Source organism: Alcanivorax sp. HI0007, assembly GCF_001635525.1.
Lineage (GTDB): Bacteria > Pseudomonadota > Gammaproteobacteria > Pseudomonadales > Alcanivoracaceae > Alcanivorax.
On sequence record NZ_LWEJ01000171.1, the window covers coordinates 63,414 to 79,892 of the forward strand.

Annotated in this window: 15 protein-coding genes and 1 pseudogene; 6 read left to right on the forward strand and 10 right to left on the reverse strand. The window is 60.9% G+C overall.

The features are described from left to right. Positions 1 to 26: 26 nt before the first annotated feature. The 8 genes from A3714_RS09625 to A3714_RS09660 form a co-directional block, all read right to left on the reverse strand. Positions 27 to 488, reverse strand: coding sequence for a Crp/Fnr family transcriptional regulator (locus A3714_RS09625; protein ID WP_062816672.1), 462 nt, complete (start codon positions 486 to 488; stop codon positions 27 to 29). Next, complete coding sequence (tldD, locus tag A3714_RS09630) at positions 488 to 1,930, reverse strand: metalloprotease TldD (RefSeq protein ID WP_062816671.1); 1,443 nt, start codon at positions 1,928 to 1,930, stop codon at positions 488 to 490. The genes A3714_RS09625 and tldD overlap by 1 nt, the downstream gene beginning before the upstream one ends. Continuing rightward, complete coding sequence (locus tag A3714_RS09635; RefSeq protein ID WP_082844741.1) at positions 1,920 to 2,768, reverse strand: carbon-nitrogen hydrolase family protein; 849 nt, start codon at positions 2,766 to 2,768, stop codon at positions 1,920 to 1,922. Before A3714_RS09635 ends, tldD begins: the two co-directional genes overlap by 11 nt. After that, the gene (locus A3714_RS09640; protein ID WP_063509292.1) at positions 2,765 to 6,592 is read right to left on the reverse strand and encodes a YhdP family protein; all 3,828 of its coding nucleotides are present in this window, start codon (positions 6,590 to 6,592) and stop codon (positions 2,765 to 2,767) included. The genes A3714_RS09635 and A3714_RS09640 overlap by 4 nt, the downstream gene beginning before the upstream one ends. A 2-nt stretch (positions 6,593 to 6,594) precedes the next feature. Further along, a complete protein-coding gene (locus A3714_RS09645) occupies positions 6,595 to 7,182 on the reverse strand; it encodes a nucleoside triphosphate pyrophosphatase (protein ID WP_063509293.1) in 588 nt (195 codons plus the stop codon). 138 nt (positions 7,183 to 7,320) lie between these two features. After that, positions 7,321 to 7,812 (reverse strand): rod shape-determining protein MreD, encoded by a 492-nt coding sequence (gene mreD / locus A3714_RS09650; RefSeq protein WP_062816667.1) that lies wholly within the window; start codon positions 7,810 to 7,812, stop codon positions 7,321 to 7,323. After that, positions 7,802 to 8,656 (reverse strand): rod shape-determining protein MreC, encoded by an 855-nt coding sequence (gene mreC, locus A3714_RS09655; RefSeq protein WP_062816666.1) that lies wholly within the window; start codon positions 8,654 to 8,656, stop codon positions 7,802 to 7,804. The genes mreD and mreC overlap by 11 nt, the downstream gene beginning before the upstream one ends. 6 nt (positions 8,657 to 8,662) lie before the next feature. Then, positions 8,663 to 9,700, reverse strand: coding sequence for a rod shape-determining protein (locus A3714_RS09660; protein ID WP_035248243.1), 1,038 nt, complete (start codon positions 9,698 to 9,700; stop codon positions 8,663 to 8,665). 241 nt (positions 9,701 to 9,941) lie between these two features. Here A3714_RS09660 and gatC point away from each other — a divergent pair, with 241 nt between their 5' ends. The 6 genes from gatC to A3714_RS09690 all read left to right on the forward strand — a co-directional run bounded on the left by gatC (position 9,942) and on the right by A3714_RS09690 (position 15,308). After that, positions 9,942 to 10,229 carry an Asp-tRNA(Asn)/Glu-tRNA(Gln) amidotransferase subunit GatC gene (gatC, locus tag A3714_RS09665; protein WP_062816665.1) on the forward strand — a complete coding sequence of 96 codons (288 nt, stop codon included), beginning with the start codon at positions 9,942 to 9,944 and terminating at the stop codon, positions 10,227 to 10,229. 19 nt (positions 10,230 to 10,248) lie between these two features. Then, positions 10,249 to 11,709, forward strand: a complete 1,461-nt coding sequence (gatA, locus tag A3714_RS09670) for an Asp-tRNA(Asn)/Glu-tRNA(Gln) amidotransferase subunit GatA (RefSeq protein ID WP_063509316.1) — start codon at positions 10,249 to 10,251, stop codon at positions 11,707 to 11,709. Further along, entirely contained in the window at positions 11,706 to 13,145 is a 1,440-nt protein-coding gene (gene gatB, locus A3714_RS09675; RefSeq protein ID WP_063509294.1) for an Asp-tRNA(Asn)/Glu-tRNA(Gln) amidotransferase subunit GatB, read from the forward strand. The genes gatA and gatB overlap by 4 nt, the downstream gene beginning before the upstream one ends. A gap of 110 nt (positions 13,146 to 13,255) precedes the next feature. Beyond that, positions 13,256 to 14,074: a crotonase/enoyl-CoA hydratase family protein gene (locus A3714_RS09680; protein WP_063509295.1), complete on the forward strand. Its 819-nt coding sequence runs from the start codon at positions 13,256 to 13,258 to the stop codon at positions 14,072 to 14,074. A gap of 136 nt (positions 14,075 to 14,210) precedes the next feature. Then, entirely contained in the window at positions 14,211 to 14,996 is a 786-nt protein-coding gene (locus tag A3714_RS09685) for a cyclic nucleotide-binding domain-containing protein (RefSeq protein WP_062816662.1), read from the forward strand. A 129-nt stretch (positions 14,997 to 15,125) separates the two neighbouring features. Beyond that, entirely contained in the window at positions 15,126 to 15,308 is a 183-nt protein-coding gene (locus A3714_RS09690) for a hypothetical protein (RefSeq protein ID WP_063509296.1), read from the forward strand. 13 nt (positions 15,309 to 15,321) lie between these two features. Here the strand turns inward: A3714_RS09690 and A3714_RS09695 are convergent, their stop codons facing one another. Beyond that, positions 15,322 to 16,080: a molybdopterin-synthase adenylyltransferase MoeB gene (locus A3714_RS09695; RefSeq protein WP_063509297.1), complete on the reverse strand. Its 759-nt coding sequence runs from the start codon at positions 16,078 to 16,080 to the stop codon at positions 15,322 to 15,324. A 122-nt stretch (positions 16,081 to 16,202) separates the two neighbouring features. Beyond that, positions 16,203 to 16,479 (reverse strand): annotated as a pseudogene (locus tag A3714_RS18035) (protein-(glutamine-N5) methyltransferase, release factor-specific); the annotation flags it as partial.

Consider the following 16,479-nt stretch of genomic DNA (forward strand, 5'->3'; position numbering starts at 1 on the left):
ACAAGCCCGCCGCGTAGTTGATGACGTTACCCAACCGGCAGTTTGAACTGGGCCAGCTGTGAGGAAGTGCGGCGCAGATGCAGGCACAACAAGCGGGCAATGTTTTCCATGATGAGACTGACCGCATGGGGGCTGCGTTTGCGCAATTGTTCCACGCCTTTACGGGTAAGCACGATCAGGGTGGCATCCTCCGCAGCACGGACTGTCGCCGAGCGGGGCTCGTGGTCAACCAGTGCCATCTCACCCATGGAGTCCCCCGGGCGCAGATGGGCAATCACCACCTCTCCGCCAGCCTCGCTGTTCTTGACGATATCCAGGCAGCCACGCACCACGAAGCAGACAAAATCGCTGCGGTCTCCTTCCCGGCACACCGGCTCGCCCGCCGGAACCCGATTCACAAAGACCAGTTTCTCCAGCACCCCAAGCTCTTCATCACTGAGCCCGGCGAACAGACGCATCCGTGACAGCACATCCATGACCTGTGACATCAGGCAGTGCCCCCCACTGTCAGGGCGTCCACGCGCAGGGTGGGTTGACCCACCCCCACCGGCACGGACTGGCCATCCTTGCCGCAGACACCGATACCACTATCCAGGGCCAGATCATTGCCCACCATGGAGATACGACTCATCACCTCCGCCCCGCTACCGATCAGGGTGGCGCCTTTCACCGGGCAGACAATCTTGCCCTTTTCCACCAGATAAGCTTCGCTGGTGGAAAACACAAAACGCCCGGAAGTGATGTCCACCTGGCCGCCGCCGAAGTTCACCGCGTAGATACCCCGGTCGAGACTGGCAACGATATCCTGCGGGTCACTTTCACCGGGGAGCATGTAAGTGTTGGTCATGCGTGGCATGGGCAGGTGCGCATAGGATTCCCGACGACCGTTGCCGGTGGGCGCCACACCCATCAGGCGAGCGTTGGTCTTGTCCTGCATGAACCCCACCAGCTTGCCGTTTTCGATCAGGGTATTGCAGGCGGTGGGGGTGCCCTCATCGTCGATGGTCAGGGAACCGCGGCGATCCGCCAGAGTGCCGTCATCCACTACCGTACACAGGGGCGATGCCACCTGCTGGCCAAATTTCTTGGCGAACATGGAGGTGCCCTTGCGATTGAAATCGCCTTCCAGGCCATGGCCCACGGCTTCGTGCAACAGCACACCGGGCCAGCCCGGCCCCAGCACCACCGGCATGGTCCCCGCCGGTGCCGCTACCGCTTCCAGATTCAGCAAGGCGCCGCGCACCGCTTCGCGGGCCCAGGTCTCGATACGCTCTTCCTGCAACAGCCAGTCATAGGCCACCCGGCCACCGCCACCGGCACTGCCGCGCTCACGGCGACCATTGCGCTCGGCGATGACACTGACATTGCAGCGGATCAACGGCCGCACATCGGCGGCCAGAGTGCCGTCACTGGCCACCACCATAATCACATCCTGTTCAGCACTGAGGCTGGCAGTCACTTCGACGATGGCCGGATCCAGTGAACGGGCCAGGGCATCGATACGTTGCAACAGGGCCACCTTGTCTTCGGCGGGCCAGCCCAACAGCGGATCAATGGCCGCATAACGGGCCGGCACCGACCGGCTGGAAAGTTGAATCTGCCGATCCTGGCCCTGGCGAGTAATGGCACGGGCGGCGCCGCTGGCCTGCTGCAGCGCATCCAGAGTGATGTCATCGCTATAGGCGAATCCGGTCTTGTCGCCCTGGACAATACGCACCCCGGCACCGCGTTCGGTGTTGAAACTGGCATCGCGGACGATGCCGTCTTCCAGTACCCAGGCCTCATGGCGACTGTGCTGGAAATACATGTCGGCATAGTCGGCCTGGCCGGTGAGCTTGCCGTTCAGCAGCGACGCCAATTGCGGGGTGTGCAGGTTTGCCGGCGCCAGCAGGACAGACTCGGCAATGGATAGGGCGTCGTTATGTGTCATAGGGTCCTTCAATTCGGAATCGTTGATGCTGTTGAACCGGCATTCTTTGCCGAAGCTCGTTCATGGTAGCAAGGTCCAGCTCCGCCACAAGGGCACCGGGAGCATCACCCAGACTGTCCACCACTGTGCCCCAGGGATCCACCAGCATGGAATGCCCGTAGGTGGATCGGCGCGGGCCATGCTGGCCACACTGGTTGGCGCCCAGGACATAGCAACCGGTCTGCACCGCTGTGGCACGCAGCAGCAGCTGCCAGTGCGCTGCCCCGGTGACCGCCGTAAAGGCGGAAGGGTACACCAGCAACTGGGCGCCGGCGTTAACCAGCCGCTGCGCCAGCGCCGGGAAGCGCAGGTCGTAACAAATCGCCATGCCCACCTGCAGACCGCCCACAGAGACGGTGGCCACTTCCTGACCGGGCTCGAAGAAATCCGACTCCCGGTAGCGCCCCTGGGCATCCTGCACATCCGCATCGAACAGATGCAGTTTGTCGTAACGGGCCAGGGGCTCCCCTGTGGCACTGACTGCGATGGAGCAGGTTCGCACCAGGGGCGACGGTACCGGCCGGCCATCCGGCCGCTGCAGGGCGGGCAGGCTGCCACCAATAATGGCCATATCCAGGGACCTGGCCTGATCACACAGCCAGCTCACCAGTTCATCGTAACGTTCGCCCAGGGAACGATAGTCGCCCCCGTAGGCAGCGAAGTTTTCCGGCAGCACGGCGAGGCTGGCCCCTTTTTGCCGGGCCTCTGCCAGCAATGCTCCCGCCTGGCGAAGGTTATCATCCGGCTGCTTGCTGCTGGTCATCTGGATGGCCGCTACCGAATAGCGCATTGACGTCATTCGAATATCCCCTCGGTTTCTTTCACCTGCGGGCTGCTCCAGTTGCCGGTTACCCGGTATTCCATGGTGGTAGTCTTGTCCAGCCGGTCGCCCCAGATCCGCTCCACCACGAAAATGCCGGCACAGGCAGCGGGCCCGGCCAGACATCCCGCATACAGGTTACTGGACAATGGCAGGGTAACCTCCATGTTGTGATCCAGGGTTTCCTTTTCCAGATCAATGGCACCTTTCACACGAATCGCCGCGGACGGCGAATCAATGGCCAGATTGGAGGTGGCCACGCGCGGACCATCAATCGAGAAATCGCCGGTGATGCTGTCGCAGCTCATTCCCTTCTTGTACAGGTCCGAGAAATCCAGCCGCAGGCGACGCTGGATGGTGCCGATGTTGAGAATCCCCAGCAAACGCAGGAAAGAGGTTCGGGTGTCGGTATCCGGAATCCGGCATTCGCCGATATCCACCTGGGTTTGCCCTTCCAGTGCCAGATAATCCATGTTGAGGGGCCAGTCGGCCCAACCCAGTACCACCTGGGCACGGGCATCCTCGGACTCAATCAGTGCCGGTAACCCCCAGGCTTTCAGGGAGTGGCCCAGGTTGTCAGAGGACAGGCTGCCATTGAAGCGGCTGTAGGGTTTGCCGGACTGCTCGGTCCAGTCCAGCGTGCCCTGAAAGCGGCTGGATCGCCAGCGGCCGTCCAGTTCAGAAATGCGCACCCCCTCTTTGACGGGCCGCACCTTACCTTGCCATTGACCATAGTCCTGGCCATTGATAACGATATTGTTGAAGTCCGCATCCACCGGCGGCAGCGTCAACGGAGAAACCGGCACAGACTGGCCCTTGTCCCCCAGGGCACCTTCGGGGAGGGTCAGATTGAGACGGGACACGGACAGGGACAGCGGCGCCTCACCCCGGGCAGTAAAGCCGTCCGGGATCCTCACAGACCCCGCTACCGCCCGGCTACTCAATGCCATATCCCAACCGGCATTTGCAGGCAGTACCGACAAGCGGGTATCCGCCACATCAACGCCAAACAGATCCAGACGATCCACCTGCAGGCTGACCTTGCTCAGTGACGCCTGGCCGGTACCGCTGCCCCCCCCCCGGCTCGCCTTCAACGAGGGCATCAGTCGATCACCAATAAAGTCTATCCAGGGCTCCACACTGGCTTGAGCCAAACGACCGCGAACCTGCACCCCTTCATCAGGCAACTGCAGGGAGCCGCTACCCAGCAGCAGATCCCCTCGCAGGCGTTTATCCATGCGGAACGCCCCTTTCAGCAGACCGCCATAGTCCAACTCCAGCGACAAACGTCCCCCGGGGTTGCTCAGGCGGATATCCAGTGGGCGGGTGGCCTGTGCAGACTTGCCCAGGGGCGCCGGTGCGTCCACGGTAATCCCCTTCAAGGACGATGCCGCACGCAAAGAAAACGCCGTTCCCTGCCAGGGAATCTGGACGGTGAGACCCAGGGGCAACTGCCCGGACAACGGCGCCAACCAGGGGAACCCAAGCCAGTTTGCGGCCTGCTTCATGGGCACACTGCCATCGAGCTGAAGACGGCTGCGGCCATCGCGGGTCAGCCACTGGCCCGCAAACTGCCCACCCAGGGCCCGGGCCTGCAGCTGGTCAATCTGCATGCCATTGCGCGAGTGAAAATAGACCGGTGCCGAGGCATCCGTGATCTGCAGTTTCCGCGGCGCATTGTGCAAGGTGGCGTCGCTGACCTGGGCATCCACAATCACCACCGGTGCGCCGCTGTCTTTCTGCAAGGGAATGTCCAGCAGCAGGTAGCCGGCCATACTGCCGTCACGGAAACGCCAATCCAGCAACTCGTCGGGCAGGGGTTTGCGAAGTGGCGTGTCCTGAAAAAGCGTATCCAGATCCTGGATCGGCCCACGGGCCTGCCCGGAGATCACCAGTCGGGGCGTCTCACCGGTTTCAACGTCTGCCACATCCACATGCACGGCTTTCAGATCGCTGCCCAGTATCCTGCCGGTGCGAGCCAGACCACGCACCTGGCGGCCATTGATCAGCACATCCGCCGACACCCCGCTGGCCATCGGCCAGTCGGGCAGGTAAGACAGGCGCACATCGCGGGCCTGGTAACGCATTTGAAGGGTCCGGTCCTGCTGCTGACTCTTGTCGATCTTCACCGGCCCCTGGTAAAGGATCTGTCCGCGCTGCAAGTGCCCGCCCTGGATCGCCTGCCCAAGCCAGCCCGAGAGCCCCTCGGGCAATCGCTTGAGCGGGATATAATGGTTGGCACGGGCGCCGTTACCCTCATAGATTTCTGCCGCCAGACGCAATTGCGGAACCTGTTCCGGCAACAGACTGAGCTGCATCATCGCCTCGCCATGGGCATCCGGATTGACCACCCGCAACCGTCCCGAGCGCACCCTCAGCGCCTCGCCATGGCGTTGCCAACTCAGCAGGCCACTGATCTGTCCCGCCAGAGCATGATCATAAAGCCGCGGAAATTGCAGGCTGAGATTGTCACCGTGCAGGTGCGCCAACCCTTCGGTCGCACTGCCAGACACCCACCCGGACAACCCCTGGACACCGGGTGTACGGTCCTGAGCCTGACTCGACAGGTCAGTAAAACGTAACTGGAACTTCTCCATTTGCCTGGCACGGCCCTGCACATAGACGCCGTCCAGCAGACCACGCGGTGACTGATCCGCCAGCCGCTCGCGAATCCGCTGCACATTGTCGGGCAAGGTAAACGGCCACTGCTGAAACTGCTGACTGAGGCCATGAAGGGGCAGTTCACTTCCCCGGAACTGCCATTGGCGTTGCTCTCCCCGGGTCTGCCAACGCAACGCCATATCTCCCAGACTCAGCGCCCCGGCCGGCGAATCACCGGACAGGCGAGACAACGACAGTGTCGCCTGCTCCCCGTCCCTGACCAACGCCAAGCGGGCTGACAAGTCCGTCATGGGCCAGGAGATATCCCCCTGCTCCAGGGTCAGTGTGGGCAGGGTCAGATTGATGAAGGCATCGTAGGGCTGCCCCTTCCTCAAGGTAGACCACACCTTCAAACGGCCATCAAGCCCCGCAAGCTGCATCGGCCAGCCCAGGTCATCGGGCAGCCATTCGTGCAGCTGCTCCCCCTTCAGACTGGCGTAGAGATCCGCTTCCACGTCTTCCAGGGAAAACGCATCACCATGCAGATGAATGCGTGCCTGAACCGACAGGGGCCGGTCCCGGGCTTCCAGGTTCACCGCCAACCGATGCTCGTCTCCGCGGTTTATCAAGGTGGCCTCCAGCTCGGAGGCTGCCAGTGGCGGCATGCCAGGCCAGGCCAGAGAAAGACGGGCATCGCTGATCACCAGCAACTGCTGGCGGTAAAACAGGGTCAGGATGCGCTCCAGCGGCGGACGTTGTTGCGGGTCATTGCTGCCCAGGGCATCCAGACCACGCAGGCGTATGCTGCCGTCTTCGCCACGCACCAGATTCAGCTCAACGCCCTGAATGCGCAGCTCCTTGAGCACCAGATCCCGATGCCACAAGGAGCGGAATACGTCGACACCCAGCACCACTTCGTCCAGTTCCAGGGCAGTATCCCCCTCCGGAGCCGGCAGCCGGATCTGACGGGCGATAAACTGGGGCACCAGCCCGGACATTTGTCCGTCCAGTTCGGCAATGGTCAGCGGCGTCTGCAAACGTTCTTCAAAAAGGCTTTCCAGCCGTTCCCGGTAATCCGGTACCAGCAACATCAACTGGCGACCGACTACCACATAGGTGGCGATCAACAGCAGCAACGCCACAATCAACCACCAGAGAGGGGGATACAGTCGATGCCAGCGATTTGGTCGAGTTGAGGCCATAGTCAATTGGGTTGCCAGTAACGGATGCCGACCTGATCCAGCAATGCCACCACCTGTTCCAGCGGCAGGCCGACCACCCCACTGTAACTGCCCGTCAGCGAAGCCACCAGCGCCGCGCCCAGACCCTGAATACCATACCCGCCAGCTTTATCAGCGCCTTCACCGGTGGCAACATAGGCCTGCAGTTGCGCCTCACTGAGTTGGCGAAACTGCACCCGGGTGATGGAATACCGCACCGCCATATGGTCCCGGTGCAGTAATGCCAACGCAGACATCACCTGATGTTCGGCACCATTGAGCGCCTTGAGCATGGCCAGCGCCTGTTGCTCATCCGCCGGCTTGCCAAGGATCTCATCCCCCAACACCACCGCCGTATCAGCCCCCAGTACAGCACCGTCCGGCAGATCACCGGCTCCCACCGCACCGGCCAGGGCCTTCTCCCGGGCCATACGACAGACATACTCCAGGGGCGGCTCCTGCGGCAACGGGGTTTCATCGATATCCGGGGCGGACAGCATGGAAAAGGGAACAGCAATCTGCCGTAGCAGCTCTGCCCGACGAGGCGAACCTGAGGCGAGGTAGAGAATCATAAAATCAGTTGATAGTTGACAGTGGACAGTTGATAGCTGCTCGGCATCATTGATGCCGAGAACTGAAAGATTGAAGCCAGGCCCAAAGTTATCCGGGTTTTCGCTGTCAACTGTCAATTATCAACTGTCAACTGCTCTTTATCGTACTAGAAAACGCAGCTGTACCCAGCGCAACAGCGCACAGACCGGTCGCCAAAGCACCGCGCTGGTCAGGGAAGCATAAAGAATGGTGTAAGGCGGATACAGGGTACGACCCACGGATTCCTGCACCAGATAGGCCAGCAGACTGACGGTGCCTACCAGCAGGAAAACCACGGCACACTGCTGCAACGAGGTGAACACCCGCATGCGTTTATAGGCGGCCAGCATCACAAAGGCGCCCAGGGCATAGGCCAGGCCCCATTGTCCCAGCGTGGTGCCGACCAGCACATCGTGATACAGCCCAACAAAGAAGCCCCACAACACGCCAATGCGGTTGGGCAATTCCAGCACCCAGTAGACCAGCACCAGCAGCATCCACTCCGGGCGCACCCAGTTAACGCTATCAGGCAGAGGAACCACTTCCAGCAATGCGGCGATCAGCAAGGTAACGACAATGACGCCTGTACCGGCGGGACGATCATGGATCATTGGCGGCCTCCGGGTCGGGAACCGGAATCAGAGGCTCATCGGTGGACTGCACCAAGAGGACATGACTGGCACGATCCACGCGCGCAGTGGGACGGGCAGCGATTTCAGCAAAAGGTGCGCCGGACTGATGGCGCACGCTGGTCACTGTCGCCACGGGATAGCCGCGCGGGTAGCGCTGCCCCAACCCGGTACTGACCAGCAGATCGCCCTCGCGAATATCTGCGGTATCGGGCACGTAGAGAAGCTTGAGACCATCTGACTGCCCGGTGCCGGCCAGCACCGCACGGACCCCGTTGCGATTCACCTGCACACTCATTGCATGGCTGGCATCGGTCACCAGCAGGACCCGGGCGCTGAGCGGGCCCGCATCCACGACCTGGCCGATCAGCCCCTGGGCATCCAGCACAGCCTGACCCCGGAAAACCTGCTCGCCCTTGCCTTTGTTGATCACCAGCTCTTGCCGGTTGGGGTCCGGATCCACACCAATGATCTCCGCCACCAGTACATTGGCATCCAGATCCGCAGAGGAATTGAGCAATTCGCGCAGACGCACATTTTCCGCTTCAAGCACTGCCAGCCGCTGGACGCGCTGCTCGAGAATCAGCGCCTGTCTCTGCAAGCGCCGGTTTTCATCGATCAAGGCCCCACGGCTCTGGGTCTGCTCGGACAACCATTCCCCCGAATCCACCGGAAGATGGGCGAGGTAATGGATCGGAGCGGTGAGATAGCCGAGTACATGCCGTACCGGCGCAGCCCAGGGGGTACGCTGGTCCAAAACCATCATGATGACGGCCAGAACCAGCGCGATCAGGAGTCGGTAGGTGGGATTGGCCGGTGCAGCCATGGGTTATTAGCCCATGGCCAACATATCGAAACCCTGGCTGTCCATCAGCTCCAGCGCCTTGCCGCCACCACGGGCCACACATGTCAGCGGGTCATCCGCGACAATCACCGGCAGGCCGGTTTCTTCACTGATCAACCGGTCGATATCACGCAACAGGGCGCCACCACCGGTAATCACCAGGCCACGCTCGGCGATATCGGAGGCCAGTTCCGGCGGCGAGGCTTCCAGCGCATTTTTCACCGCATTGACGATGGCCGCCAGCGGCTCTTTCAGCGCTTCCAGGATTTCCTCGGAATTCAAGGTGAAGCTGCGCGGCACCCCTTCAGCCAGGTTACGGCCACGCACATCAATCTCGCGGATTTCGGAACCGGGATAGGCGGTACCAATCTCGTGTTTGATACGCTCAGCGGTAGATTCACCGATCAGCGAGCCGTATTCCTTGCGCACAAAGGCGACAATGGCTTCGTCGAAACGGTCACCACCGATCCGCACGGACTCGGAGTACACCACGCCGTTCAGGGAAATCAGGGCGATCTCGGTGGTCCCCCCACCGATATCCACCACCATGGACCCGCGCGCTTCCTCTACCGGCAGGCCGGCACCGATGGCGGCGGCCATGGGCTCCTCAATCAGGTACACATCGCGGGCTCCGGCGCCATAGGCCGAATCCTGGATGGCCCGACGCTCCACCTGGGTGGATTTACAGGGGACACAGACCAGCACCCGGGGCGCCGGCGGGAAAAACCCGGTGTCGTGGACCTTCTTGATGAAGTACTGAAGCATTTTTTCGGTGACATCGAAATCAGCGATCACCCCATCCTTCATGGGACGGATGGCAGTGATATTGCCGGGAGTCCGGCCCAGCATGCGCTTGGCATCGGCCCCCACGGCAGCGACACTCTTCTGGGCACCATGATGGCGAATGGCCACCACGGACGGCTCGTCCAGTACGATGCCGCGGCCACGTACATATATAAGGGTGTTGGCGGTCCCCAAATCGATGGACAAATCGGTGGAGAACATCCCCCGAATACGCTTGATCATGGACATCTCTGGCGTGTTTCCTGAAATTTTCGCGAAAAAACGACACCGGGCGGGAAAAAACCGGGCATCTCACAAGATGGCGCAACTCTAGCAACGGCAGGGGCATTGGGCAAGCTGACACTGGCCCTTTTACACTGGCTGGCAGTGGCCCCGGACAGGCGGTCTATGGTACTTTTTGCGGCTTTCCAGACCCGCATTAGCTTATCTCTGCCCACCGCAGAGAATCCCAACGGAGAGAATCATGGCCATTGATTCCAAGGTGGTAGCCCAGGTGGCCCATCTGGCGCGCCTGAAAGTGGACGAGGCAGACAGCGCTGCCCTGTCCGACCGACTCAATGACATCCTGGCCATGGTGGACCAGCTGCAGCAGGCCGATGTGACTGATGTGGCGCCCATGGCCCACCCGCTGGACGTGACCCAGCCCCTGCGAGAAGACGAAGTCAGCGAGCCCAACGTGCGCGACAAGGCACTGGACATCGCCCCCGCCGCCGAAGACGGCTGTTTCCTGGTTCCCCGGGTGATTGAGTAAACAGGTGATGAGCAACGCCATGCACAACAAGACACTGACAGAACTCAAGGCCGGTCTGGCTGCCGGGGACTTCTCCTCCCGGGAGCTCACCGAGCATTTCCTGGCCCGCATCCAGCAACACGACAGTGAACTCAACAGTTTCATTACCGTGACCGCCGAGCAGGCCCTGGCCCAGGCCGATGCCGCTGATCAGGCCATTGCCGCCGGCAATACTGCCCTCCTCACCGGCCTGCCCATCGCCCACAAGGATATCTTCTGCACCGAGGGCGTGCGCACCAGCTGCGGCTCGAAGATGCTGGATTCCTTTATTGCCCCCTATACCGCCACCGTGGTGGAAAAGATGGCCGCCGAAGGCGCCGTCATGCTGGGCAAGACCAACATGGACGAGTTCGCCATGGGCTCCTCCAACGAAACCAGCTACTACGGCCCGGTGAAGAACCCCTGGGACCTGGAACGGGTTCCCGGCGGCTCCTCCGGCGGTGCGGCGGCCTGTCTCGGTGCCCGTCTGGCCCCCGGCGCCACTGGCACCGACACCGGCGGCTCCATCCGCCAGCCGGCGGCCCTGAACAACATTACCGGCCTCAAACCCACCTACGGACGCGTTTCCCGCTGGGGCATGATTGCCTTTGCCTCCAGCCTGGATCAGGCCGGCCCCATGGCCCAGAGTGCAGAAGACTGCGCGCTGATGCTGCAGGCCATGGCCGGTCACGACCATCGTGATTCCACCAGCCTTAATGAAAAGGTGGATGATTATCTCGGCGCCCTGAACAACGACATCCGTGGCCTGACCATCGGTATCCCGGAAGAATTTTTCCCGGACACCCTGGACGGCGCCATCGCCGACAACAGCCGCGACGCCATTCGCGAACTGGAAAAACTGGGCGCCAAGGTGGTCTCGGTATCACTGCCCAGCGTCAAACTGTCGGTACCGGCCTACTATGTGATCGCCCCGGCGGAAGCCAGCTCCAACTTAAGCCGCTTCGACGGCGTGCGGTTCGGCCATCGCTGTGACGACCCGAAAGATCTGGAAGACCTGTACAAACGCTCCCGTTCAGAAGGGTTCGGTGATGAGGTTAAGCGCCGCATTCTGGTCGGCGCTTACGCCCTGTCCGCCGGTTACTACGACGCCTATTACCGTCGCGCCCAACAGGTCCGCCGCCTGATCCGTGACGACTTTGCACGCGCCTTCGAAAAAGTCGATGTGTTGATGGGCCCCACCGCCCCGGAAACCGCCTTCAAACTGGGCGCCAAGAAAGACGATCCGGTAAGCATGTACATGGCCGACGTCTTCACCATCGGGGTTAACCTGGCCGGCCTGCCGGCCCTGTCCATGCCCACCGGCTTTATCAACGGCCTGCCCACCGGCACACAGATCATCGGTAACTATTTCCGCGAAGGCCAGATACTCAACGTGGCGCACAAGTATCAGCAGGCCACCGACTGGCATAAACAGGCTCCGGTTTTTGGAGGTGAGCAATGAGTTGGGAAGTCGTGATCGGTCTGGAAATTCACGTCCAGCTCAACACCGTCAGCAAACTGTTCTCCGGCAGCAAACTGTCCACCGGTGCCGAGCCTAACACCCAGGCATCGCTGGTAGATCTGGGCATGCCCGGCACCCTGCCGGTGGTGAACAAGGAGGCGGTGCGCAAAGCGGCGCTATTTGGTCTGGCCATCAACGCAGATATCTGCCGTCACAGTGTGTTTGAACGGAAAAATTATTTTTATCCGGATCTGCCAAAAGGGTATCAAACCACCCAGATGGCCGACCCCATCGTGGGTGCCGGCGAGGTAGAAATCCAGCTGGAAAACGGTGAGAAAAAAACCGTGCGCATTCATCATGCGCACCTGGAAGAAGACGCCGGAAAATCTTTACATGAAGACTTCCATGGCATGACCGGCATCGACCTGAACCGGGCCGGTACGCCGCTGATCGAAGTGGTCACGGAACCGGATATGTCCAACGCCGAAGAAGCGGTGGCCTTTGCCCGCAAACTCCATGCGATTGTCACCTCCATCGGTATCTGTGATGGCGACATGTCCCAGGGCAACATGCGTTTCGATGTAAACGTATCTATTCGCAAGCCCGGTGATGAACTGGGCACCCGCACCGAAACCAAAAACCTGAATTCCTTCCGTTTTATGGAACGGGCTATCAAGCTGGAAGTGGAACGGCAAATTGATGTGCTGGAAGACGGCGGCGAGATTGTGCAGGAAACCCGTTTGTACAACGGCGACACCCACACCGCACGCTCCATGCGCAGCAAGGAAGACGCCAACGATTACCGTTATTTCCCCTGCCCGGATCTGCTACCGGTGGCTATCACCGATGCGGACCTGGAAGCACTGAAAGCGGCCATGCCGGAACTGCCCAATGCGCGCAAGGCACGGTTCATGGACGACTATCAGCTGTCCGAGTACGACGCGGATCTGCTATCCGGCTCCATCGCCACTGCCACCTTCTTTGAAGGTGCCGCCAAGGCCGGCGGCGACGCCAAGCTGGCAGCCAACTGGGTGATGGGCGAACTGGCCGCCAGATTGAACGCGGAAGAAAAAGACATCAGCGACAGTCCGGTCAGTGCCAAGCAACTGGGCCAGCTTATTGCCCGCCTGAAAGACGGCACCATCAGTTCCAAGATTGCCAAGCAGGTTTTCGAAGCCTGCTGGGCCGGCGAAGGTGACCCGGATACCATCATTGAGGCCAAGGGCCTCAAACAGATGAGCGACAGCGGTGAGCTGGAAAAAATTGTCGATGACATCATCGCCAATAACGCGCCCCAAGTTGAGGATTACCGCAACTCTGATGATGCCAAGAAAAAGAAAAAAATCGGTTTCTTTGTGGGCCAGGCAATGAAAGCGACACAGGGCAAGGCGAATCCGCAGCAACTGAATCAACTGCTGCGAGAGAAACTCCAATAACACCCTATCCGTAGGAGCCATGCTTGCATGGCGAATCTGCTCGCACCCCCTTCGGGTGTTCGCCATGCGAGCATGGCTCCTACAGCACAGGTATCCACCCGAGGTGCTCCATGACCACTCAAACCTTCCAGAATCGCGTCACCCTGGAAAAGAAAAACGACATCGCCTATGTCACGCTGAGCCGCGCTGAAAAATACAACGGCCTGGATTTCGCCATGATGGAAGGGCTGGTGGAAGCCGCCAAAGCCGTACGCAAAGACAAGAGCCTGCGCGTGGTGATCATGCAGGGCGCAGGCAAGGCGTTCTGTGCCGGGCTGGATTTCGGCACCGTCATGAAGCAGCCGCTCAAATTGCTGAAAGGCTTCACCAAATACGGCGTAAAGAAAACCAACCTGTTCCAGGAAGTCTGCTGGTGCTGGCGTGAGCTGCCCATTCCGGTCATCACGGTGCTGCACGGTTACTGCTACGGCGGCGGCATGCAGATCGCCCTGGCCGCGGATTTTCGGATCAGCACGCCGGACTGTGAAATGTCGATCATGGAAATCAAGTGGGGGCTGATCCCGGATATGACCGGCAGTGTCACCCTGCGCGAACTGGTTCCCATGGATGTGGCCAAGGAACTGACCATGACCGGTCGCCTCTTCAAGGGCGACGAGGCCAAAGCCCTGAATCTGGTCACCCGGGTGGCTGAAGACCCGCTGGCGGAAGCGGAGCAACTGGCCGAGGCCATCAAGACTCGCTCCCCGGATGGCATCAGCGCTGCCAAGGCCCTGTTCCAGCAAACCTGGAACGTGCCGGAAACCCAGGCATTCGATACGGAAAGCAAACTTCAGTTCAAGCTGCTACGCGGCAAGAACTATCGTCGCGCCCTCCAGGCGGGACAGAAAAAGGAAGCTCCGCAATTTGGTCCGCGGGAACGGGACTACTGATACCCCATACCGGTGGGGGCAAGACAGGGACACCTGCCCCCCGACCGGCACCCCCGGCAACTGACAACTCAGCCCTGTTTCGTAGCCTCAACTTGCTGCATACTCAGGCGAAAATACGAGTTTGTTGAGGCACTGCATGATTTCCGTGGCCGAAGCCAGTGGCGGCTTTTCCGCTCTGACCCGCATGTACAAACGCCTGGTCGATGACTTCATCGGTCAGCTACCACTGCAACCCCAGTCCTTCCCTCTGGCACCCACAGACAATGCCTTCAAGCAAGGCATGTGTGCTGACACCACCTACGTCGTGAAAGGCGGCATGCTGGGCATGCGCTGTCAGGAGCGCAAATTGTTTACCTGGGATGAGGGGGACATGATTCTGCCCGATGCCGCCGGCAACGACGAAGTGACCTACTACGCGGAAAGTGCCGTGCTGCTGGCCGCTTACCCCACCGTGAAACTGGTCGAAACCGTCCTCGCCGACGAGCGGCTGGCGCGGCTGTGGACCCGTATTCTCACCATCCAGCAGGCCATGCTGCTACGCCTGCTCGCGGCCCATGTCCCGGAAGAAAGCCATACCACCACCGGGTTTGCCTATTTCGAGCCCGGTGACGTGATTATCCGCCAGGGTGAACCGGCGGATTACGTGTTCAGTCTGTTCGAGGGTCAGGCAGATGTGCTGGTAGACGACGTTGTGGTCGGCCATGTCAGTGAAGGGGAAGTGCTGGGCGCCATTGCCCTTCTCACCCATTCCCCGCGCAGTGCTACGGTGCGCGCCAAACACCGGTGCTCCGTGGTCAAGGTGCCCAAGCACCAGTTTAAAAACCTGATCCGCACCAATCCCGGCATGATTCACAGCCTGCTTACCGATATGGCCCGGCAAATCACCGATCTCAATAATCAGGTGGTCCAGCTGTCCGCGTGAGTGCCGCTGCCTGGCCCAGTCAGGTGCATTGTCCCCCTCGGCAAAGGGGCCTATATTGGCAGTAAGGAGGTTGGCCTGAACGCCTTCTCGCAGGGTCGACCTTTGTGCTCAGCCAGGGAGGCCAGGACCATGCGACACATCCTTTCCATAGCCATCATTCTCTGCCTACTGATTCTGGTGGCCGTCTATTTCTTGTCTGACCCGGACCCCGAGACCAGCAACCCGACCCTGAACATGGCGCCGGAACAGACCCTGTCCCAGGATTCCGCGCCGGCTCGGGACGATGAGCCTGCGCGCCCCCAGGGGCAATGAGGCTATCGGCGTATCACGCCGGAGGGATCTGGCGGGAGGAGCAGACCGGACAAGCGGGATCTCGCTGAAAACGCATCTCCCGCCAGGATAGCGTGCGGCCATCGAACAGCCGCAGGGTGGCAGGCAGGGATGTCCCCAGCAGCACCTGTATGGCCGCCAACGCCTGCAGCGTGCCGATGGTGCCCACCACCGGCCCCAGGATACCCGCCTGGCTGCACGCCAGATCACCGTCGGAGCCCTCCCCGTAGACACAGGCGTAGCAGGCACTGCCCGGTTGGCGCAGGTCAAACACCGCCAACTGACCGTCCATGCGGATGGCGGCACCACTCACCAGCGGCCTCCGGTGAGCCACACAGGCCTCATTGATACGCTGACGCGTTGCAAAATTATCCGTGCAGTCCAGCACCACACTGGCCTCGGCCACCTGCCGATCCAGCCAGTGCGTATCGGCTCGCAGCCTATGGGCCTGGATCGCAATCTCCGGATTCAGCGCCAACAAATGTGCCTTCAGCGCCTCGGCCTTGGGCCGACCCGTATCCTCATCACGGAACGCCACCTGCCGGTGCAGGTTGCTCGGTTCCACCACGTCATCATCCACCAGCACCAGTTCACCGACCCCGGCGCCCGCCAGATACAAACCCGCCGGATTGGCCAGCCCGCCACAGCCCACCACCAACACCCGCGCTGCCGCCAGGGCTTCCTGCCCGGCCAGATCAAATTCCTCCACCATCAACTGGCGGCTGTAGCGAAGTAGCTGGTCGTCGTTGAGCATGGCTGTCTCGCTGGCACACAACACGCTTCACGCTTGCACGCAAAACATTGAGATTCGATGGTGCAGCTCGCTTGAGCTCAGTGCACCCTACGGTTTGATTTTCGGGTTTTCGCTATTAACTCTTAATTATTAACTATTAACTGCCTTCCCACCGTCACCCGCTCATTGCCGCCCAGGTCACGCTCGGTGCGCACCCCGTCGAAACGTCCTGCCTCCATCAGCGCACGCACCTGCGCACCCTGCTGGTAGCCATGTTCCAGCAGCAGCCAGCCACCGGCAACCAGACGGGCCGCGGACTGGGTGATAATGGTGGCCAGGTCCGCCAGGCCTCGCTGATCCGCCACCAACGCAGAGCGAGGCTCAAAGCGCACATCTCCCTCATCGAGATGATGATCCGCC